The sequence below is a fragment of the Paenibacillus sp. 1-8 genome, from assembly GCF_056316205.1.
Genome location: NZ_CM149995.1, coordinates 590642 through 610980 on the forward strand (window position 1 = coordinate 590642; position 20339 = coordinate 610980).

The 20339-nt window shown below is 48.0% G+C and carries 17 protein-coding genes and 1 pseudogene; 13 read left to right on the forward strand and 5 right to left on the reverse strand.

Annotated elements, in window-relative coordinates; all coding sequences use genetic code 11:
* The first annotated feature begins 32 nt into the window (after positions 1-32).
* The 4 genes from AC0WRU_RS02715 (at position 33) to AC0WRU_RS02730 (ending at position 4498) form a co-directional block, all read left to right on the forward strand.
* Complete coding sequence (locus AC0WRU_RS02715; protein ID WP_476127110.1) at positions 33-1094, forward strand: EAL domain-containing protein; 1062 nt, start codon at positions 33-35, stop codon at positions 1092-1094.
* Positions 1095-1492: 398 nt separating this feature from the next.
* Positions 1493-2503, forward strand: coding sequence for a zinc-dependent alcohol dehydrogenase family protein (locus AC0WRU_RS02720; protein WP_025683221.1), 1011 nt, complete (start codon positions 1493-1495; stop codon positions 2501-2503).
* 31 nt (positions 2504-2534) lie between these two features.
* Positions 2535-3692, forward strand: coding sequence for an SMP-30/gluconolactonase/LRE family protein (locus AC0WRU_RS02725; protein ID WP_476127111.1), 1158 nt, complete (start codon positions 2535-2537; stop codon positions 3690-3692).
* Between the two features lie 17 nt (positions 3693-3709).
* Positions 3710-4498, forward strand: coding sequence for an SDR family oxidoreductase (locus tag AC0WRU_RS02730; protein WP_476127112.1), 789 nt, complete (start codon positions 3710-3712; stop codon positions 4496-4498).
* A gap of 300 nt (positions 4499-4798) precedes the next feature.
* On the opposite strand, the gene AC0WRU_RS02735 is transcribed toward AC0WRU_RS02730, so the two are convergent.
* A complete protein-coding gene (locus AC0WRU_RS02735; RefSeq protein ID WP_476127113.1) occupies positions 4799-5890 on the reverse strand; it encodes a hypothetical protein in 1092 nt (363 codons plus the stop codon).
* A gap of 222 nt (positions 5891-6112) precedes the next feature.
* On the opposite strand from AC0WRU_RS02735, the gene AC0WRU_RS02740 reads away from it, so the two are divergent.
* On the forward strand, positions 6113-7810 hold the full coding sequence (locus AC0WRU_RS02740; protein WP_476127114.1) for a glycoside hydrolase family 13 protein: 1698 nt from the start codon (positions 6113-6115) through the stop codon (positions 7808-7810).
* Positions 7811-7978: 168 nt separating this feature from the next.
* Here the strand turns inward: AC0WRU_RS02740 and pdaA are convergent, their stop codons facing one another.
* Both pdaA and AC0WRU_RS02750 read right to left on the reverse strand, forming a co-directional pair.
* Positions 7979-8776, reverse strand: coding sequence for a delta-lactam-biosynthetic de-N-acetylase (gene pdaA, locus AC0WRU_RS02745; protein ID WP_476127115.1), 798 nt, complete (start codon positions 8774-8776; stop codon positions 7979-7981).
* A gap of 98 nt (positions 8777-8874) precedes the next feature.
* Positions 8875-9378 (reverse strand): annotated as a pseudogene (locus AC0WRU_RS02750) (MetQ/NlpA family ABC transporter substrate-binding protein); the annotation flags it as partial.
* 224 nt (positions 9379-9602) lie between these two features.
* Here AC0WRU_RS02750 and AC0WRU_RS02755 point away from each other — a divergent pair.
* The 3 genes from AC0WRU_RS02755 to AC0WRU_RS02765 all read left to right on the forward strand — a co-directional run bounded on the left by AC0WRU_RS02755 (position 9603) and on the right by AC0WRU_RS02765 (position 12161).
* Positions 9603-10007 (forward strand): MerR family transcriptional regulator, encoded by a 405-nt coding sequence (locus tag AC0WRU_RS02755; RefSeq protein ID WP_025683214.1) that lies wholly within the window; start codon positions 9603-9605, stop codon positions 10005-10007.
* A gap of 152 nt (positions 10008-10159) precedes the next feature.
* The gene (locus AC0WRU_RS02760) at positions 10160-11320 is read left to right on the forward strand and encodes an MFS transporter (RefSeq protein WP_476127116.1); all 1161 of its coding nucleotides are present in this window, start codon (positions 10160-10162) and stop codon (positions 11318-11320) included.
* A gap of 661 nt (positions 11321-11981) precedes the next feature.
* Entirely contained in the window at positions 11982-12161 is a 180-nt protein-coding gene (locus tag AC0WRU_RS02765; RefSeq protein ID WP_049827310.1) for a hypothetical protein, read from the forward strand.
* 169 nt (positions 12162-12330) lie between these two features.
* On the opposite strand, the gene AC0WRU_RS02770 is transcribed toward AC0WRU_RS02765, so the two are convergent.
* Both AC0WRU_RS02770 and AC0WRU_RS02775 read right to left on the reverse strand, forming a co-directional pair.
* Complete coding sequence (locus tag AC0WRU_RS02770) at positions 12331-13707, reverse strand: transcriptional regulator (RefSeq protein WP_476127117.1); 1377 nt, start codon at positions 13705-13707, stop codon at positions 12331-12333.
* Positions 13708-13845: 138 nt separating this feature from the next.
* Complete coding sequence (locus AC0WRU_RS02775) at positions 13846-15609, reverse strand: alpha-glycosidase (RefSeq protein ID WP_476127118.1); 1764 nt, start codon at positions 15607-15609, stop codon at positions 13846-13848.
* A 151-nt stretch (positions 15610-15760) separates the two neighbouring features.
* On the opposite strand from AC0WRU_RS02775, the gene AC0WRU_RS02780 reads away from it, so the two are divergent.
* From AC0WRU_RS02780 to AC0WRU_RS02800, 5 genes are read left to right on the forward strand one after another with little or no spacing between them, the layout of a single operon-like run.
* The gene (locus tag AC0WRU_RS02780) at positions 15761-16435 is read left to right on the forward strand and encodes a response regulator transcription factor (RefSeq protein ID WP_476127119.1); all 675 of its coding nucleotides are present in this window, start codon (positions 15761-15763) and stop codon (positions 16433-16435) included.
* Positions 16435-17865 (forward strand): HAMP domain-containing sensor histidine kinase, encoded by a 1431-nt coding sequence (locus AC0WRU_RS02785; protein WP_476127120.1) that lies wholly within the window; start codon positions 16435-16437, stop codon positions 17863-17865. The genes AC0WRU_RS02780 and AC0WRU_RS02785 overlap by 1 nt, the downstream gene beginning before the upstream one ends.
* 59 nt (positions 17866-17924) lie before the next feature.
* A complete protein-coding gene (locus tag AC0WRU_RS02790; protein WP_476127121.1) occupies positions 17925-18842 on the forward strand; it encodes an ABC transporter ATP-binding protein in 918 nt (305 codons plus the stop codon).
* Complete coding sequence (locus AC0WRU_RS02795; RefSeq protein WP_476127122.1) at positions 18839-19555, forward strand: ABC transporter permease; 717 nt, start codon at positions 18839-18841, stop codon at positions 19553-19555. Before AC0WRU_RS02790 ends, AC0WRU_RS02795 begins: the two co-directional genes overlap by 4 nt.
* Positions 19555-20283: an ABC transporter permease gene (locus tag AC0WRU_RS02800; RefSeq protein ID WP_476127123.1), complete on the forward strand. Its 729-nt coding sequence runs from the start codon at positions 19555-19557 to the stop codon at positions 20281-20283. The genes AC0WRU_RS02795 and AC0WRU_RS02800 overlap by 1 nt, the downstream gene beginning before the upstream one ends.
* The last annotated feature ends 56 nt before the right edge of the window (positions 20284-20339 follow it).

Below are 20339 nucleotides of genomic sequence, written 5' to 3' on the forward strand. Positions count from 1 at the left end.
AAAACCGGAAAATTGTTCCGAGGAGGACCATTATGACTTGCAGCAATTGCAGCATCATATTACCCATTAAGGATCAGGGATTGCTGAGAATCAGGCATTCTAGGGTGTCGCTTACTCAAGCGGTGGACAACTTGGGTATGCTGTCGGAACAAATGAAACAGGAACGAGGGCGCGAGGATAGCGCTGCGTTTCGCTATCACAGTCCTTCGGAGCTGGAGCAATTGATGGACAGACTGGCTCTTCTGCCGAAGGAATGGTTGTTACATATGGAGGTTGTGGTGACCGGAACGTTTCATATCGAAGAGTATGAGGATTGGCTTCCATTCAGCCAACTGCAAGCCCGAATCAAGCATCCGAATGTCATGGACATTATTACGGATCAAAGCTTTTCCAGCCATATGCAGCCTATTGTCGACCACAAACTGAATGTTATCGGGTTTGAATTTTTGTTGCGTCCGTCACATTCGGAGCGGCCTTTTCAGCCTTTTCGGCTGTTTGAAATTGCCCGTGAAGCTGGCTTGCATGCTCATCTGGATCGGTCAGCCCGTATTTCTGCGATTGAAAAAAGTGCAACATGCCTTCCTGCGGGAATCAAACGTTTTATTAATTTTCTTCCTTCCACTATTTATAAACCGGCCTATTGCTTGAATCATACCTTTGAGACGATTGATCGGTTGTCCATGAATACGGAGGATTTTGTGTTTGAGGTCGTAGAGACGGAAGAAATTGATGACCTGAATGTTTTGCATCATATTTTTGAACTATATCGCAAACGTGGAGTTTCAGTGGCACTGGACGATGTGGGGGCAGGTTATTCTACGACAGAGCTGATGAACTGTCTCCAGCCGGATTATGTCAAAATTGATCGCAGTTTAATTGATGGCTGTTATCGCAACAGTGATCAGAAGCGACAAATTACAGGGATCGTGGAATCGGCTTCTCGTTTTGGCGGCCAGGTACTGGCTGAAGGCGTTGAGCAGATGGAGGATTTTGAATTTTGTCGTGAAGCAGGTGTGTCCCTGGCGCAGGGTTATTTGTTTGGCAAGCCGGAGCCGAGTCCGCCCTCTAATTTTATGCTTAGTAGCGTAATATAGTCAGGAACAAATTTAAATAGACGTAGTTTATAAAATTGGAGCTTAAATAAGGCTGTCGCATAAGCAAATTCCAATTCTATTGGACAGCGCTTATATCACCATTAATGTAAAAAAAACGCGAGTGCAGAGGTTATTTCACCCCTGCAACTCGCGTTTTTTGGTCATGCTTGCCCACCTGAGCAAGTTCTGGACAAGCGAAGCCACCCAGTCTCCAATTTTACTTGGTAAGGAACGATAAAAGCCCGGAAGCAGTCTACGACCGTTTTTATTTTTAAAGTAAAGATTGACGTTTTGAAGACAATTGGATACAGTGTATTACATGGGAAACATCGTTTCTTGAGTGATACACTGTATCCATACTAGGTAAAAAGTTTAACATTACAGGGAGGACAACCAAAATGAAAGCAGTGCAACTGAAAAACGGTTTTGGCTTTGAAGAGTTAACCTTGACGGAACTTGACATACCGGTGCCGGGACGGCTGGAAGTTCTGATCCGCATAAGGGCAGCGTCCCTAAATTACCGGGATTTGGTAGTTATCAACGGAGTAATGCCGATCGGCCTTCAATTTCCCTTCATTCCGTTATCCGATGGAGCAGGTGAAATTGTAGCTGTGGGCGAAGGGGTGACAAAATTTCAGGTTGGACAAAGGGTAGCGGCAAATTTACAACAGAAATTCATTGGCGGGAGCACGAGAGCGGAGGTCTTAAAGGACAGTCTGGGAGGCCCGCTCAGTGGAGTGGCGGCTGAATATATCGTTCTGCATGAAGAAGGGGTCGTCGCCATTCCGGATCACCTTTCTTGGGAGGAGGCTTCCACCTTGCCGATTGCGGCATTAACCGCATGGAGCATGCTGATGGAATCCGGCGGGCTGCGAGCGGGGGATACGGTGCTCTTGCAAGGAACAGGCGGTGTTTCCATCTTTGGGCTTCAATTCTCTCTGATGGCGGGAGCACGGGTAATTATCACATCGAGCAGCAATGACAAGCTGGAACGGGCAAAGGCTCTCGGCGCATGGCAGACAATCAACTATTCGGAAGTTCCCGAGTGGGGTAAGGTGGCTCTGGAGCTGACAGGCGGAGTCGACCATGTCCTGGATGTAGGGGGAGCGGCAACAATGGTGCAATCCATCAATGCACTTCGTACCGGAGGGACTGTGAGCATGGTCGGATTCTTATCGGGCTTGACCATTCCTGAGTTCGATGTCACCAGCATTTTGCAGAAGGCTGCGACGATTCGCGGCAGCCAAGTCGGTAACCGGGAACATTTCGAAAACATGAATCGTGCCATTTCCCGCCATCGTTTACATCCTGTCATCGACCGGGTATTCCCGCTCAGCCAAATCGGCGAAGCCTTCGCACTTTTGGCTGAAGGAAAACAGTATTTCGGTAAAATCGTCGTTCAAATATAAATATTATTCACATCACATAGGAGGCACTCTAATGCCCAGTAAACCTGATTTGTCTGTCAAAGATTCTCAAGGAAGAAAGAATAAGAAACCGCGTAAATGGGTACGCAGAACCGGATTATCGCTGCTGGCGGTAATCCTTCTGGGAGTGGTTATTTTTATGCTCATCCCTTCCCCTGTCCAGCCTGCAAAATGGCTTGCACCTTCGGCCCCCTCTTTTGAACAAGCGGGTCCATGGCAACAAAACAATAAACTCAGCTCCGCAGAGCTTGTTACAGATGCCCCTAAGTTTCCGGAATTTATCACCTTTGACAAGAAAGGAAATTTATATACGGGAGACTCCGACGGGAAAATTTATAAGGCTGCCATTGATACAAAGGGCAATCCGCAAAAGGCCCAGCTATATGCAGATACCAAAGGAACGCCCAATGGACTTATGTTTGACGCAAGTGGAAATCTGATCGTTACGGATGTTAAGAAGGGGCTGCTATCGGTAGATCCTTCCGGAAACGTGACGGTGTTGGCCGATCAAGTCGACGGCACACCGATCTATTTGGCCAACGAGCTGGATATTGCCAAAGATGGTACCATTTATTTTTCTGACACCTCCAATTATGGCAGTGTAGTCTTCAAAGAAATCGCCGAGAACAAGCCACATGGACGTTTGCTGAAATATGATCCGGCGACCAAGCAGACGACAGTTCTGTTGGAAGGCCTTTATTTTGCGAACGGGGTTGCCTTGTCTGCGGACGAAGATTTTGTGCTTGTGGCAGAGTCGTATCACTACCAATTGACCAGATACTGGCTCAAAGGGCCGAAGAAGGGGACTTCGGATATTTTTGCGGATAATCTCGCCGGTTTTCCGGATAACATTACGCGTGATGATCAAGGCCATTTCTGGGTCGGTCTCTTCACGACACGTATTCCCTTTGTAGATCAGATGCATGGAAGCCCGTGGCTGGCTGGAATGATGGCCAAATTGCCTCAATCGCTGCTCAGCGGTGCAAGCGCACCTGTGAAGCATGGGCTTGCTGTGGAGCTTAATCCGCAGGGTAAACTCATCGGAAGCTGGCATGATCCTGAAGGCTCGGTTTATGGGGTAACCACGGTTGTAAACCATGACGGATATTTATATATAGGTACAGCTCCTGGAGGCAGCCAGGGTGTTCATCGCGTGCTTTTAACCAAATAAGCTTGGGAGGGTTTAACATGATATTGGATGAGTTGAAATTATCTTGGAAAGCGAAGGAAAGCCTGGCCGGGAAAGTAGCTTTGGTAACAGGCGCAAGTAGCGGCATTGGGGCATCGATTGCAAAAAAACTGGCAGAGCGAGGCGCGTATGTAGCTGTATTGGCCCGCCGTCAGGAACGATTGGACGAATTGGTTCGCGACTTGCACCAAGAGGAATTGTACGAGGTCATGGCAATACCTGCCGATATCCAAAAAGCGGAAGACGTACAGCAGGCGGTTCAAGCCATTCTTGAACGCTGGGGGCGGCTTGACATTATCGTCGCCAATGCCGGCTTCGGGTATCGAAGCCCACTGGCAGAAGTGGATCTGGAAAGATGGGAGGAGCTTTACAAGACGAATGTGCACGGTCTTGTCCTGACATTGAAGTACGGACTTCAGCCAATGAAGGAACAGGCCAAGGGGGATGTTGTCATTGTTTCCTCTATTGCAGCGAAGGAAGTGGTTGCCGGAGGAGGACTATACAGCGCTACCAAGTACGGCGCTAGCGCCATAGCCTCCGCATTGCGTTTGGAGACCAGTACGCAAGGAATTCGTGTAACTGCGATTCACCCCGGGGCGGTGGCGACGGAATTTTCGCAGGTGGCCGGATATCCCGAGCAGGAAATTCGGGCGTTTACTTCGAGCGTTTTGCCGCTGCATCCCGATGATGTTGCAGAAGCTGCCCTTTATGCACTAGAGCAGCCGGAGCATGTCAATATTCCAGAGTTGACCATTATGCCTTCGAGGCAGGTCCAGCGGTTCAAATAGAGCGATATTTATTCTGACACAAACCGGGTATGGTCATCGCCGATGCCGGTATGGCGGCGAAGAGGACTACGTGCCTTCGCTTGACCATAACCTGCTCAATTGGGTGAGCATGAACCAAAAAGCGCGAGCTACAGGGGGGAATAACCCTTGCACTCGCGCTTTTTTATATTAATGACGAAGCGTGACTGTCCAATAAAGTTTAAAACCAGCATTTTAGGACAGCTCCATTTACTATAGAGCAGACCATATCCTGTGAAAATTTTGGCCCCACGTTCGCTCATCCAGTCATCGTGAGCGCAGCTATAGTGTAATAACGTACAGACCTAGCGGCGTAGTTGCACTGCCGGCGACCATGAAGCTGAGATCATAGCTGGATCTGCCGGGAGGGACGCTGATATCAGCCAATCGGCATACCTTGGTATTATCTCGTAGCAGAGGGATACCATATACACGATCATCCACACGCACAGACCCGGCGAACGCTCCGCCACGCGGATTGGCGTAGATGCGGACCGTACGTTCCTCGTCATCGTCGTTAACGATGGGAATCGTCGCGTTATAGATAACACCGAATTGTCCACGGTTATCAAGTGCAGGACCCAGCTCGCTGCGGGCCCCGGTAAACAGCAGATCGGCGGGAGTCTCGCCGTCCAGTTTTTTGGTGGCACATGTCCGGTAGTTGGCACTTTGCCCGACCACGTATTCCGGCATCCGCGCGTTCGTTTCGGAAAAGGACCATGCACCGCGCGGATGCGCCTGCGGCGGCGGTACGGGTGGTAGCGGCTCCGCATGAATCCCGCGCAGGTCGGCCTGTGTATCCTTGCTGACCACGGTGCGGATTACATAGTCCAGTGTACCGTGGCCTTCGGCATATTCTATGGTGAAGTCATAGGTGAATCCGGCAAGGGACCCCTCGGAAAGTTCGAATTCCTCCAGCAGCGCTGTGCCTTTGCCAAATTTATGACGGTCTACTGGCTTCAAGCGCTTCATCGTACCTGCCAAACAGCTTTTGGCAATCGACTGCCCGACATCCATAATCCAGTTCCCATCCTCAGGCGCAATCTCAAGAGCCCGCTCGATATGACGTACTTCCAGCGTAGGATCGCTTTTGTTCTCTATGGTGATGCCCAGTTTGACGGGTCCGCCGATTTTGTTGTAATGCCAGCCGAAAATGCGATGCTTGACCGTCCGGCTTGCCGTGCGCACCACATCATGCCACAGGGTAGCTTGCCGGGCAGGTACAGTCACGGGGGTGAGCGTCTCCGGATTATCGCTAAGCATCAGGCGGCGCTTCCCTCCTTCGGTGGCTGATTCCACATCCACATTGATATTCGGCGGGATCACAGCCGACTCCACAATCAGATCCTTTGGTTCTTTGGGCCGATAGTTCATGTGACTTCCTCCTTTGATTTAGAGAATGGGACCGCTTCTGTCGGTTCATAGATAGGACGGTTCATATATATAGGTAACGCCGGAGTAACTTTTACAACCTGTTTTAAAAAATATTTTTTCAATCTCCCTTCTCCCCAGCATACAAACGATTCGCCAGCAGGTATTGCGTGTATGTTAAGAGCATATGCTATTGGATGTACAGAGAAGCTACAGGAGGGAAACATGCCTAAAAAGATATGGTGGAAGGAAGCCGTTGTGTACCAGATCTATCCGATCAGCTTTCAGGATTCGGACGGAGACGGAAAAGGAGATTTGCGAGGCATTCTGTCCAGGCTGGACTATCTGAGTGAGCTGGGCATTGATGTCATCTGGATTTGTCCGGTGTACAAATCACCCAATCATGATAACGGCTACGATATTAGCGATTATTATGCCATTATGGATGAATTCGGAACGATGGAGGACTTTGATAAACTCCTTCACAAGGCGCATGAACGAGGCATCAAAATTATGATGGATATGGTTTTAAACCATACATCGGATGAGCATCCGTGGTTTACGGAATCACGCTCGTCCAAGGATAATCCGAAACGGGACTACTACATTTGGCGAACAGGCAAAAATGGCGGATATCCAAACAATTGGGAATCGTATTTTTCCGGTTCTGTGTGGAAATATGACAAGCTTACAGACGAATATTACATGCATCTGTATTCCGAGCATCAGCCGGATCTGAACTGGAACAATGAAGAAGTGGTCGCTGAATTGTACCGCATGGTGGAATGGTGGCTGAAAAAGGGAGTCGATGGCTTCCGGTTTGACGCCATTGCCCATATTGTCAAAGCCGAAGGGCTGCCGGATGCCGATAATCCCGAGAAACGGACATTGGTACGGGCCTATCAGCTCTTTTCCAATTTGGAACAAGTGCATGTGCTTCTTCGCATGCTGAATGAAAGAGTGCTGGAGCGGTACCCCTTAATGACCGTCGGTGAAACATCGGGTTTGGGTCCTGAACAGGCACTCGATTATGTGGGAGATCAGCGGCATGAGCTGAATATGGTTTTCCAGTTTGAACACATGTTTATAGATGCCCAGGGACAGGGGACAGAAAAATGGAAATCCAAGTCGTGGACACTGGTAGAGTTAAAAAAAATTATGAGTCGATGGCAGACGGTGCTTCATCAGGAGGGATGGAATGCGAATTATCTGAACAACCATGATCAGCCGCGCGCCCTCTCGCGATTCGGGAATGATGGACAATACCGTGTGGAGTCGGCCAAAATGCTGGCAACCTTCATACATATGCTTGAAGGTACGCCGTACATTTATCAGGGTGAGGAAATCGGCATGACGAATATCGCTTACCCGTCGATTGATGATTATCGGGACGTGGAGACGTTGAATTATTATGAGCAGCAACGGAAGCTTGGCGAACCGGAAGAGCAGATTATGGCGGCAATTTGGAGAAAAAGCCGGGATAATGCGCGGACACCCATGCAGTGGAATGGAGGGTGTGCGGCCGGGTTTACCGATGGAGAGCCGTGGATGAAAATCAACGATAACTACACGCATATCCACGTTGAAGCGGAAAGACATAACCCGGATTCGATTTTTCACTATTATCGTAAGCTGATTGCCCTGCGTAAACAGCTTGAGGTAATCGTTTATGGTGAATATAAGCTGCTGCTGCCGCTGGATACCGAGCTGTATGTGTTTACCCGCACGTTGGAGAAGGAGCAGCTGCTAGTTATTTTGAACTTTTTTGACCGTAACCCGGTATTCCACTGGCCTGAGGAGGGCTATCCTGCCGCCAAAGCAGAGCTGCTTCTGTCCAATTACGAGTCGGTAAAAGGTGAGAATCTGAACGTCCTAAAGCTGCGTCCTTATGAAGCCAGAGTGTATAAGTTAAACTTGGAATAATCGTTCTGGCTTCATTCCAGCCAGCTCACGGATCTTGGCGATAATCCGATCTATTATATCCAAACCCTTCTTTGAGCGTGCGTAAAGTAAAAAGCCCGATCCCACTGTCTATACCAGGCAGTAGGATCGGGCTAATACATACAAGACTTGCCGGATTAAGATGCTTCTCTAGTGGTAATGCTTGACCTTAAGGTCGTCCAGACTTTTGAATTCATACCCTTGCTTGCGAGCTTCGTCAATGATAGAACCGAGCGCTTCGGCATTGTCCTTGGACACGGAATGGAGCAGAATGACCGCTCCGGGGTGGAGCTGATTTATGACCTGACGATAGGCATAGTCTGCTCCTTGCTGGATATTCGTATCCCAGTCCTTGTAAGCCACAGACCAGAATACGCTTGTATATCCGGCTTCCCGGCAGGAAGCCAAGGCTTTTTCGCTAAAAATGCCGCGTGGCGGTCGGACGTATTTCATTTCTTTTTGTCCGGTCAGTTCGGCCGATGCGCTTCGTACCTTATCCAGCTCGGACCGGATCTGTGCCGAAGAAATTGTACTCATATCAGGATGGCTCCATGAATGGTTCCCGATGATATGGCCTTCACTGGCCATACGGCGCATCAAAGCAGGCTGGTCTTTTACAAAATGCCCGGTCACAAAGAAGGCAGCCGGGACTTTTTTAGCCTTCAATACATCCAGCACTCTGGGGGTAAATCCATTCTCATAGCCGTTGTCAAAGGTGAGATACAGTTCTTTTTTGGTTGTATCCCCCAAAAAGATGCCTCCCTGTCTTTCGATCAAGTGCATAAAGCCCTCTTGCGCAATGGAAGGCAGCTCGCCTCCCTTGCTTTTTTTAAATCCAAAATGATAAGGCTGTCCGTCAACAGCCTGCGTAGCTAGTGCGGGTTGACCCGTAACTACTAACATGCCAACAACCGCAGTGCATAACCATAAGGCAAACATTCGCTTCATCTATGTTCCTCCGCTTCTCCGTCCCGTTCGGGTAAGGTGTGTATGCTTCGGCATATTCCATAGATTCTGCAAAACGGCGCTTTTTTATACAATATGAATTAACGAGAATAGTTCTTGCCAAGGGGCAGCCGTTTCCTCAGGATGCTCCACATGAAATTCCGCTGCTTCCAGCGTAATCTTGCCTGACGGATGCTCCTGAGATCCCTGGCCCATTGGGTGTCTTTATTTACCTTGTTAAGCGTCACGACGATGCGATGCTGTTCCGGTGCGTTTTCAATTTTAAGTGCATCTGAGATTTTCCTGCCTGCATCGGTAATAAAGTTACCATTCACAACTCCGAAATCAAGGTCTTTCAGAGAAACGAGAATTTGTGCCGAATCCAGCACCTTGAAATTCATTTTATATTTGGCAGGCTCAACGCTATTTACGTTAAAGTTGACCACTTCGGCATAGCTTTTGAATTTAACCCAGACCAGCTCTTCAATGAGCCGTACAGTCCGTTCCTGATTGAATGTGTCCTGTGGTACTCCAATGGTTACGCCATCTTTGACTTCATCTAGCGATTTGTGGTTGACCGAGTACAATCTTTGATGAGCGCTCGGTACGTGTAGGAGGGCAAGAACATGGTCTTATTACCACAGAATGATGACTATTGAACCCACTCCTCGGGAATCTCCCAAGGGATGAAGGCGTCTAAAAACCCGATGACATTCAGTAACTTAATTTATGTGAAAAGGTAGATACTTTAGTCAGAAAATTTCATAGAGACATCTACAAAACAATTAAGTGTTGCTTTCGAGTTAACTCGAAAGTATATACTGTGTTCATGGAAAAATTACTAACTATTCGACAGGTTGCTGATGTTACGAATCTTAGTGTTCACACGCTTCGCTATTACGAGAATATTGGTCTTCTTAACTCAATCCACCGAAATAAAAATGGTTACCGTTATTATTCACCTGAAGATATCACTTGGATTAAGTTTTTGACTCGACTGAAAGCTACAGGAATGTCAATCAACAAAATGATCGAAATCGCTGAGTTAAGGAGGCAGGGCGATTCAACAATAACTACAAGGAGGGTACTTCTCGAAGAGCACTATAAAGAAGTTCAAGAGCATATGATTGAGCTTCAGAAAAATCTAAATTTGCTTGCAGATAAAATCGTTATCTACAAGGAGATGGAGAAGAATTATGAATTAGAACATAAGATGGACAAATATAATCCTTAAATTCCAAAAACTAGGTCAAGAACTACAGAAGCAAATATTAAACGGTATACATTGTTCTAAAACAAACATCACTTGATGTATTGGGAATGCATGATCTTAATACTGTTTTATATTTATATTACTTTAAAATATAAGGAGAACTTCACATCCATATGAAAACGTCATTTGTAACCTTTATCATTGCCCTCGGCGTATTTGGAATAGTTAATACCGAACTTGGAGTTATAGGTATTTTACCGCAGATTTCAAATCAATTCCAAGTCAGCATTTCTCAAGCTGGTATGCTTGTAAGCATGTTTGCGCTTATCATTGCCATCTCTGGTCCGTTCATGATTTTATTATTTTCCGGAATAAACCGAAAAAAAATCTTAGCAGGAGTGCTTGCTATTTTTACAATTGCCAATCTTGTTTCAGCATTTGCCCCCAACTATTCTGTCCTATTGTTTTGTCGTATTTTACCTGCTTTTCTCCATCCTGTTTATTTCTCAGTAGCATTTTCAGCAGCTGCAAGCTCTGTTCCCAAAGAACAAAGTGCTAAAGCAGTTTCCAGAGTTTTTACAGGATTAACTGTGGGGATGGTTTTAGGCATTCCAATCACATCATTTATTGGGGATCAGTTTTCACTCGAAGCTGCTTTTCTCTTTTCTGCTGTTATTAATGCTTGCACATTAATCGGTATAATAACTTGGATTCCATCCATGTCAGTAAAAGAAAAGTTATCTTATGGGAAACAGTTGAAAATTTTGGTTAAGCCACAATTGTGGCTTAACATTGCGGCCACTTGTTTCATTCTTGCAGCATTGTACTCCGTATATTCTTATTTTGCTGAATACCTTAGAATAGTGACAAACATGAATGGTAAAACGATAAGTATCATGTTAATTCTTTTCGGAGCGAGCGGTGTTTTCGGTAATCTACAGGCAGCTAAGCTATTAAGCAAGAGTATAGTTAAAACAACCATTTTTTATCCTCTGCTGCTCGGAATCATTTATTTGCTGGTATTTTTTGCGGGAAATTACACGATTCCGATGATCCTTATTATCATTGCGTGGGGAGCTGTTTTTACAAGCGGCCTCATTATAAGCCAAACCTGGCTAACCTCTGAGACCTCAGAAGCAACTGAGTTTGGCAATAGCTTGTTTGTATCCTTTGCAAATTTGGGTGTAACAATAGGCACCGCCTCAGGTGGCTGGTTCTTATCCCAAATGGGAACACACCAGATTGTATGGAGCGGTGTATTGTTTCTGATGCTTGCACTCATCTGCATTGGAGTAAAAATCAAGTTCTTTGATTTAAAAAAAGTTAAGGTTTAAATGTTAATGTCACCACTGGGCCGGTGATGTTGGTGTAGCTGAAAATATGTTGATCATCTGAAAATTGAAGGAGAAGCAGACAATTTGAAATGATCGTTGTACTGCCTTTTAAGACTTAATAAGCCAGCACGGGGGGGGGATTCCTTATTGTATCCCTTTTTCTCCAATACAGGCAGAATGCATTGACGGAACTGATCTTCATACGGCCCTGCAAAAAAGCCTACGTAAATCTCTTTTTTGTCTTGAGCCTGGATCTCGGTCTTGCCGCAGGCTGATCTCAAAGCATGGTTTTTTAATTGGATAAGTAAGATATTGATTATAGGAAGAGGAACGTCAATTATAAAGTGTATAAAAAAAGTGTAGGGAATGACCTGATCATCAGGGAGGGAAACAGTTGAAAATATGACTCACCAGCTCCTCCCAGTTCAGCAGGGTAAGGCTCTTTGGGCTTTTGCTTTGCAACATCGGGGTCGACAGATCCGGCAGTTAAAGCCATACAAGGTCAAGCACCAAGTATTTTCCAACTCACAGCCTCTTTTCTCTATGATCTGCTATTCGCCGATACAACTTCTCCTACTCTAGCATATTCATATAACATATCTCTTCGCAGTTGAGATCAACTCAAGGATGGTTTATATCCGTCTGAACAGGGGACTCGCAAATGAGAGATTTAAAGGAGGTAATTGCTTTGGGAAGAAAGAGACGGAGCGGTTTTAAAAATAAAAGAATTTCGGTAGACGTCAGACAATCTTCTTCAGCTCAGACAGGACAAGGTGGCAACCCCATTTCTATCAATGCTTCTGATGTCGGGGTCGTAAGAACAGATGTTCAAAATAAGTAATCAGATAAAAAAAGCTATGCGAACAACGCGTGCTGATACCCAATCGGCACGCGTTGTTTGAGCTTAGGCAAGTTGAATTAAAAATATACATGGAAAACGGAGTAGGCGGAATGGCACTATAGGTAACTTTTAGTCCACTTATATAATCGCAAATTTTAATGAGGTCATGTTAGTCATCATCTTTCAAGTACATTCCGGTCATTAATCTCGTATACTCTGCATCCGTCTCACGGGAAGCAAATAAGCGAAAATGCTCATACATCCCTATACATTTGATCGTATTCGATTTATCGTCGACTTCCAGAGATTTGTCCAAGCTGTCGATTAAAAAGCTAAAACCAAGGTCAAAGGCCCCTCTGCTGAGATAATAGTGAGCCAGTTCATACAGAAAAAGAATATATAAATCTGGCGTGATCTTGTGCGTATACGTAACAATAGCTTTTTCCCGCGCTATAAAGGCTGTAATGTCTGTTTCGAACTTTTTAAGAAAATAATCTACCTTGATATCCTGCTGATTGGCGGCTCTGATGATTTTTAATAAACCCGGCATCAGCTCCGTTTGTGAGGCCTCAATGCATGTAACATAATCCAAAATAGCACTTACATCTCCGGTTAGCATTTTATATAAAAATATACTGGAGCGTGCCCATTCTTTACATTTGTTTAGCCAGTATTTGGTTTCCTCATCCGTTTCCTTCACCCAGCTTAGATCAGCATACGCGTAAGTATATTGTAGCGCTTGCTTGTAGTTTCCCTGGCCCTCACAAATGTTCGCACGAAGATAGTTAGAATAGGCCATATAAAAGAACATTGGTCTTTGTGGCTTTTTGAGTGGTTCCTGATTAACTTTATTGGGCTGGTGCATGAGAAGGTATTGAATATTAGCCTCATCGTCCATATCCTGAGCCAGGTCCTTGGCCAAATCCCACCATTTCCATTGCATATAGGCGTTCGCCAGTTCTCTTAATGCGTCGAGTCGGTCTATGTCGTCAAGCTGATCCAAAAGGGGAAAAACCCGGTTAGCAGCATCTACGTTTTGCTCTTTATCGGGTCCCAGCCCAAGAATAAACAAGCGATACTGGCACAAGGCCAGTCGTTCTGAACGTCGGCCGCCCTCCCTTTTAACAATATTTTTGTAGAGAAGGGCTGCGGCGGCATGTTTGTCATGTATCAAAAAATCCTCAGCTACTTCGAACAACAGAGGAGCGTAAGTCGTGTTATCCAACCATAAATAGATGGTTTGCCGAATGCAATCCAGTCTGCCCAGTTCTTCACATCGGTATAAAAAAGGTTTAATGTGACGCCAATCGGGCACAGCCTCGACCAGACATTCCTCGATGTAATGCTCATAAAAATGGCCTGGATTCAGTCGCATACCGTATGTAACCCGATCCAGTTGCTCTACCGAGAATGGCATTTTTTTACCCAAAATAGCATGGACTGCCTCCATTTCTACATCCGCCATTTCGCAAAATTGGATAATGCTTAGGTCTTCTCGTGCCATGAATTGCTCCAGCTCTGTGCGTATCGTGGTTGTATGTTCCAAATGAACCACCCCTTTCACAATCCGGATGCTAAATCAGCGTTTATCTGAACATATTATACCACCGTTTTGGGAATGTTTGTATGTAGATAGGAGTAGCCTCAAGGGATGAGACTACTCCGTTTATTAAAAGGAGAGCGTCTATTCCACCCGCTTCGCAGGCGCTGTCTTCAGCACGGCGTAGCCATAGGCTGGAAGCTCAGCGCGTAAGCCCTTCGCTCCTGCGGACCACTGGCTTTCGCCAAAAGCCAATTCCCATTCCTGCTCGGGAATGTTCAGTTCAAACATGTGGCTCTTACCGGAACGGTTAAGCAGCACGAGCAGCACCTCTTCCTCGCTGCGGCGTTCGTAGGCGAGGGATGTGCCCTCCGGCTCTGCCTCCAGAAAAGTGAGGCTTCCCACAGCACGCAGCGCCGGGTGCTCCTTACGCAGCGCAATCAGCTCGCGGTAAAAGTCGAACAGCTCGCGGTCCTGCTTGTCAGGGTCCCACTCCATGCACTTGCGACAGCCTGGATCGGCATCTCCATCCAGACCGATTTCATCACCATAATAGATGCAGGGCGCGCCCATGTACGTGAACTGGAACAGAGCGGCCAGCCGCATCAGCCGCTTGTCATCGCCGCACAGCGTCAGGAGGCGCGGCGTGTCATGGCTATCCAGCAGATTGAAGGCCACTTCAGAGGCCTGCTGCGGATAGCGGGCCAGCTGCCGTCCGATGGCAAAGGCGAAGCTTTGGGCATCGGTTTCTTTTTTGACGAAAAAATCATTCACCGCGTAAGTAAACGGATAATTCATCGTCGCATCGAACTGGTCGCCCTGTAGCCATTCAGACGATTCATTCCACATTTCACCCAGAATGTACGCATCCGGGTTAGCCTGTTTGACCGTGGTGCGGAACTCCCGCCAAAAGGCGTGATCCACCTCATCTGCCACATCCAGCCGCCACCCGTCGATGCCGATCTCTTCGATCCAATGCTTTGCCACATCCAGCAGGTACTTTTTCACCTCGGGATGCTCGGTGTTCAGCTTGGGCATCATCGGCTCCAGCCCGAAGGTATCGTAGGTTGGTATATCATCGACTACTTCCAGCGGAAAGCTATGTACGTGGAACCAGTCCTTGTAAGGGGAGGCTTCGCCTTTTTCCAGCACGTCCACGAACGGCTTAAAGGTACGTCCCGAATGGTTGAACACTGCATCGAACAGTACCCGGATTCCCCGGTCGTGGCAGGCATCCACCAGTTTTTTTAACGTCTCCTTGTCCCCAAAATGCGGGTCCACCTCCATATAATCCTCGGTATCGTATTTATGATTGGTCGTCGCCTTGAACACAGGAGTCATATACAGGGCGTTAATCCCCAACTCGTTCAGGTGATCCAGATGATCTAGAATTCCCTGTAGATCGCCACCGAAAAAATTGTCTCTTCGCGGTGTGCCACCCCAGGCCTCTATACCTTCCGGGCTAATGGATGGGTCACCGTTCGCAAAGCGTTCCGGGAAAATCTGATAAAAAACTGCATCCTTCACCCATGCAGGTGGTTTGAGAATATCAATCGGATTCAAAAACGGATATTGGAACAGGCTGTCTGGGCTTTGAGGTTCCTTGGTGGTAAAGTCATCCTCATTCATCCAAATGCGTTCCTCGCCGTCTTCCAGCAAAAATCCATATTTCAGCCGACGGTGAGTGGGCCTTACGGTACACTCGTAGTAATCAAATCTGCCGTCGGTGGCGAATTTGGACATTGGAATGAGCTGTCGGGTGCGATCCCAGTCGTATTTGTCTCCGGTTAGAGCGTGTACAGCGGTCAGGTCATTTTTCTTCACACGAAGCCGTAAAAATATAGTTGCATCATCATAACCAAAAGCCCAATTACGCTTCGGATGATGGTGTATCGCTTCCAGCAGCATCGGCTAGGCCTCCTTTTTCACGAGCATTAGAATTTGAAATTGTGAAGCGTATGTCGTATAAGGTAGTTATTAACCTTTTTACGCGGGTTATGTACCATAAATGCTATAATGCCCATTACATAAAAGAAAAACGATAAGTAGGTGTGCGTGAATGAAAACAAATGTGTTATACATCGAGGACGATCAGGATATCGGCGCTTGGATGCATCGGTATTTGGAAGAGCGGAATTACGCTGTGGTGTGGCTGTGCAGCGGGGATGGGGCTGTGGAAGCAGCCCGTACATGCCAGCTTGTGATTCTGGATGTGATGCTGCCCGGTCTGGATGGATTTACGATTGGAAAAAGGCTCAAGAAGGAACGCCCGGAACTTCCGATTCTTATGCTGTCCGCCCGAACCTCCATTGACGATAAGCTGCAAGGGCTGGATTTTGCCGACGATTATGTGACGAAGCCCTTTCACCCGGACGAGCTGATTGCACGTATGGAGGTTTTGCTGCGTCGATCAGGCGCGGTGCCCGAGGAATCCTTACAGTTGGGACATCTGGCGGTGTACCCTCCCGATAACCGTATTGTGAACCGTGATACCGGGGAAGAAATTGCGCTGACAGGCAAGCAATATCATATTTTTACTTATTTGCTGCGGCATTTGGGCCAGATTATGACGAAGGAGCAAATGTATGAAGCCGTGTGGGGCGATCCGTATATCGACGGGGACAAAACCTTAATGGTCCACATTCGACATTTGCGCGAAAAGCTGGAGGTAGATCCTGCCACTCCCCGCATCATTGAGACGATCCGTGGTGTAGGCTATCGGGTGAAAGCGTAATGAGCAGGACGCGCAAGGGTTGGGCGAGGTTGCGTCGCAGCTCCAGGCCATGTCAGGGAGGTCGTTTTCGTAGTTCACTGTTGTTCCGCTATCTGGTCATTATTGTGGTTGCTATGATGCTATTGCCGATTATGTTACCTGCTACGTTAATTGTAAGTAGTGTCTTGTCTGATTGGGTTACGGATATGAAGCCTGCAAATTCACATTATCTCTCCAGTTCACGGACCAAAGATAGCTGGCATCGTGAAGCTGTAGCCTTAAAAGGAGCCACCCCGGAGCAAATCTCAACCCATTTAAAAAAAATACAGGGAGATACGTTTCCCGATTCACAGATATTTTGGGTGGATGCAGCGGGGAAAACAAGACTCGAGTCGCCGACACAACCAGACCTTCCAGAGCATTGGGACGCGATGCAAGCTATTACATTCATGAAACAAGCAAGCTATCAGGGACCGTTTACTGTAGTCGCATTTATTGGTGGTGGCCAGAAGAACGCCGATCAGGGCTATATGGTATTGAAAGTTCCTCGTTCGTTTTTTGATCAGTCGCGTATGGGCAATAGCATGACACTGTACTATCTCTTTTTTATTTTACTAATACTCGCAGCATTTATATTCGTATCTCTCCTGTTTTTTGGAGGCATTCGGCGCAGACTGGTGCAGCTTCAGGCAGCCATGTCGCAGAGGGGAGAGGATGGATTGCCCATTCTCGTCAGCACCGGACGACCGGATGAAATCGGCAAGCTGGAGGAAGCGTTCAATCAGATGGTCGAGCAGCTGGCCGAGAGCCGGGGACGTGAGCGCCAAGAGGAAGAACTGCGAAAAAGGCTGGTCGCCGATCTGTCACACGATATTCGGACGCCGCTTACGGTCGTGCGCAGCCATCTGTACACACTGGACGAGGAAAACCTGAGTAACAGGGGAAGGCAGTCTATTACACTGATGGAAAACAAGTTAAAAGACCTCGGAAGTCTGATCGACAACCTGCTCGCCTATAATCTTCTTTCCAGCGGCAAATATACATTGAATAACGAACCGCGTGATATCCTGCGGCTGGTACGGGAGTGCGCGGCCAGCTGGTATCCCGTTTGGGAGAAGGAAGGTTTGGAGGTGGATATCGACTTGCCTGAGCATAGTATCGTGTGGAAGGTCGATGAGCAGGGCTTCCGCCGTTTGCTGGACAATCTCTTTCAAAATGTAGTTCGCCATGCTGCCTCAGGCCGATATATTGGTATCCATGTAGAGGAACATAACGGGAAAGAGGCATTAGTCATTGCGGATAAAGGACCGGGAATGGAGCAGCAATCCAGTGAAAAAGGAGCCGGGATTGGCTTGGCGATTACAGAATTGCTGGCCCGTGAAATGAATCTGGAGAGGGATATTGTTAGTTCATCCGCCGGGATACAAATCCGTTTTTTAAACAAAACTTAAACTAAGAGTTCCCTTGGCCTTAAACTTGGCACGTTACGATAGGTGTCGAGGTGAGGAACTTGAACGAATACATTATTGAAACGAACGGTCTCAGCAAAATATACAAAGGCCGCCCTGCGGTCAACCAGCTGGTTCTGAAAATAGGGCGGGGAGATATTTATGGCTTTCTCGGTCCGAATGGAGCGGGGAAAACGACAACCATCCGCATGCTGCTCGGACTCATTCGCCCGACAAGAGGAACGATCCACATATTCGGTAAGGATATCCGCAGACATAAGCTGGATATTTTGCGTAAAGTCGGTTCGCTGGTGGAATACCCTTCGTATTACGGTCATTTGAACGCAGTGGAAAATCTGGAGGCCATTCGTCGCATTTTAAATGTGCCCAAAGAGAACATTGCGGAAGTGCTGGAAGTTGTTCGACTGACCAAGCATGCCAAACGCCCGGTCAAGGGCTACTCGCTGGGGATGAAGCAACGGCTTGGTATCGCCGCCGCGCTGCTGGGCAATCCGGAATTGCTTATTTTGGACGAGCCTACAAATGGTTTGGACCCGGAGGGCATTCAGGAAATGCGCGCATTGATTCAGGCGATGCCCAAGGAACGAGGAATCACCGTGCTGGTATCCAGCCATCTGCTGAGCGAAGTGGAGCATATGGCAAATACGGTGGGAATTATCCGCGAAGGAGAGCTGGTTTTCCAGAATACGATTCACAATCTCCGGCAGGAATCCGCAGGAGGTATTCGCATCGTCACGTCCGACCCGCAAACAGCCCAGCTCATTGCACGTGAGCAGGGTTATCATTCGGTGAGGGACGGGGCTGCTCTGGATTTTGAAAACATGAATGATGCGGCTGTGGCGCTGCTGGTCAGAAGGCTGGTCGAAAATACGCATGCTATATACCGTGTAGAGGAACGCCGCAAATCCCTGGAGGATATGTTCATGCAGGTCGTCGGCAAAGGAGGGACTTCCCTATGATGCTGCGGGCGCTGACTGCGGATCTGCTCAAAGCGCGCAGAAAGGGTATCTGGTTTCTGGTGTTCCTTGGACCACTAGGGCTGGTGGCGATGCAGGCGCTGAATTTCGGGCTTCGTTATGATTATCTGATTCCGCGCAGCAAGGGTCATCTGTGGGAAGCCTTGATGGATAACATCGCTATGTTTGTTCCCCTTGCGCTGGTGTTAGGGGCCACGATGGTCGCTTCCATGCTGGCGAATGTGGAGCATTCGTCCAACTCCTGGAAGCAGCTATTGGCCTTGCCTATCTCCAGGTTCAGTGTCTATATGGCCAAGCTGGCGCTGGCTATCGGGATGCTGTGTGTATCCTGCCTGCTCCTTACCGTTGGAACGTGGGGACTGGGCATGATACTTGGCTTCGGGGGAGAGCCTGCCCCAATAGGAGAATTGCTGCGGATTGGGTTTTGGCCCTTGGGAGGAACACTGCCCATGCTCGTACTGCTATTGTGGCTAACGGTCACGTTTCATAATCAGGCGCTGCCTGTAACACTGGGCATTACGCTAGGCATCGGCAGCTTGTTTGCTTCCCAGTTATCTGAATGGTTTCCGCTGGCTTGGCCGCAATTCGCATGGGTTGCGCCTCAAGCGTGGATGTTTGCGTCCATCGGCTGCGGAACGGGTGCGCTTCTCAGTCTGCTGACGGCGGCTCATTTTAGCAGAAAGGATGTGGCGTAATGTTAGGAGGATATGTACGGCTGCTTTCTGTCGAACGGATGAAAATAGTCAAGTCGCCCGTCTGGTTGCTCGCGCTCGTCAGCCCGGCGATTGCCGTCCTGATTGGCTTGCTGGCGAACCCCGGAGGAAATTGGCTGGCACTACTCTCTAGCATGCTCACAGTACATGCGCTGCTGTTCATGCCGATGCTGACCGCCGTATTTGCATCTATGGTCTGCCGATTCGAGCATGGGGGCGGCGGCTGGAAGCAACTGCTGTCGTTGCCATTATCCCGCACCAGTCTCTACGTGGCCAAGCTGACGATGATTATGGCTTTGGTGGGACTGACACAACTATTGTTCGGGGGAGCGCTGCTGGGTGTTGGAGCTGTGCGAGACATGAATGGGCCGATCCCTTGGTCAGTCATCGCCCAAAGTCTGCTCGCAGGCTGGGTAGCTTGTCTGCCGCTGGCTGCGTTACAGCTAATGGTGTCTTTCCTGTGGTCCAGCTTTGCCGCGCCGCTCGCCTTGAACTTTGTTTTCACAGTGCCCAATATTCTGGTCGCCAACTCACAGACCTACGGCCCGTACTATCCGTGGGTACAGCCTGTGCTGGCGATGATGCCTACCAGAAGAGACAGCTTCGGGGCTTTCATCGTACCAGCGGATACGCTGATTACGGTTGTCCTGGGTAGCTTTGTCGTGTTTGCAATTGCGGGCCTGACGGTATTCCGTCGTAAAGAAATATAGGACGGAATATGAGGATTCAGCTCTATCTGTTTTTTCAAGGGCTCTATTAAAGGGGC

What these genes read in the sequence shown, in the direction of transcription:
- AC0WRU_RS02715 (WP_476127110.1), top strand. Translation starts at nt 33, where the DNA reads ATGACTTGCAGCAATTGCAGCATCATATTACCCATTAAGGATCAGGGA.
- AC0WRU_RS02720 (WP_025683221.1), top strand. Translation starts at nt 1,493, where the DNA reads ATGAAAGCAGTGCAACTGAAAAACGGTTTTGGCTTTGAAGAGTTAACC.
- AC0WRU_RS02725 (WP_476127111.1), top strand. Translation starts at nt 2,535, where the DNA reads ATGCCCAGTAAACCTGATTTGTCTGTCAAAGATTCTCAAGGAAGAAAG.
- AC0WRU_RS02730 (WP_476127112.1), top strand. Translation starts at nt 3,710, where the DNA reads ATGATATTGGATGAGTTGAAATTATCTTGGAAAGCGAAGGAAAGCCTG.
- AC0WRU_RS02735 (WP_476127113.1), bottom strand. Translation starts at nt 5,890, where the DNA reads ATGAACTATCGGCCCAAAGAACCAAAGGATCTGATTGTGGAGTCGGCT.
- AC0WRU_RS02740 (WP_476127114.1), top strand. Translation starts at nt 6,113, where the DNA reads ATGCCTAAAAAGATATGGTGGAAGGAAGCCGTTGTGTACCAGATCTAT.
- pdaA (WP_476127115.1), bottom strand. Translation starts at nt 8,776, where the DNA reads ATGAAGCGAATGTTTGCCTTATGGTTATGCACTGCGGTTGTTGGCATG.
- AC0WRU_RS02755 (WP_025683214.1), top strand. Translation starts at nt 9,603, where the DNA reads ATGGAAAAATTACTAACTATTCGACAGGTTGCTGATGTTACGAATCTT.
- AC0WRU_RS02760 (WP_476127116.1), top strand. Translation starts at nt 10,160, where the DNA reads ATGAAAACGTCATTTGTAACCTTTATCATTGCCCTCGGCGTATTTGGA.
- AC0WRU_RS02765 (WP_049827310.1), top strand. Translation starts at nt 11,982, where the DNA reads ATGAGAGATTTAAAGGAGGTAATTGCTTTGGGAAGAAAGAGACGGAGC.
- AC0WRU_RS02775 (WP_476127118.1), bottom strand. Translation starts at nt 15,609, where the DNA reads ATGCTGCTGGAAGCGATACACCATCATCCGAAGCGTAATTGGGCTTTT.
- AC0WRU_RS02780 (WP_476127119.1), top strand. Translation starts at nt 15,761, where the DNA reads ATGAAAACAAATGTGTTATACATCGAGGACGATCAGGATATCGGCGCT.
- AC0WRU_RS02785 (WP_476127120.1), top strand. Translation starts at nt 16,435, where the DNA reads ATGAGCAGGACGCGCAAGGGTTGGGCGAGGTTGCGTCGCAGCTCCAGG.
- AC0WRU_RS02795 (WP_476127122.1), top strand. Translation starts at nt 18,839, where the DNA reads ATGATGCTGCGGGCGCTGACTGCGGATCTGCTCAAAGCGCGCAGAAAG.
- AC0WRU_RS02800 (WP_476127123.1), top strand. Translation starts at nt 19,555, where the DNA reads ATGTTAGGAGGATATGTACGGCTGCTTTCTGTCGAACGGATGAAAATA.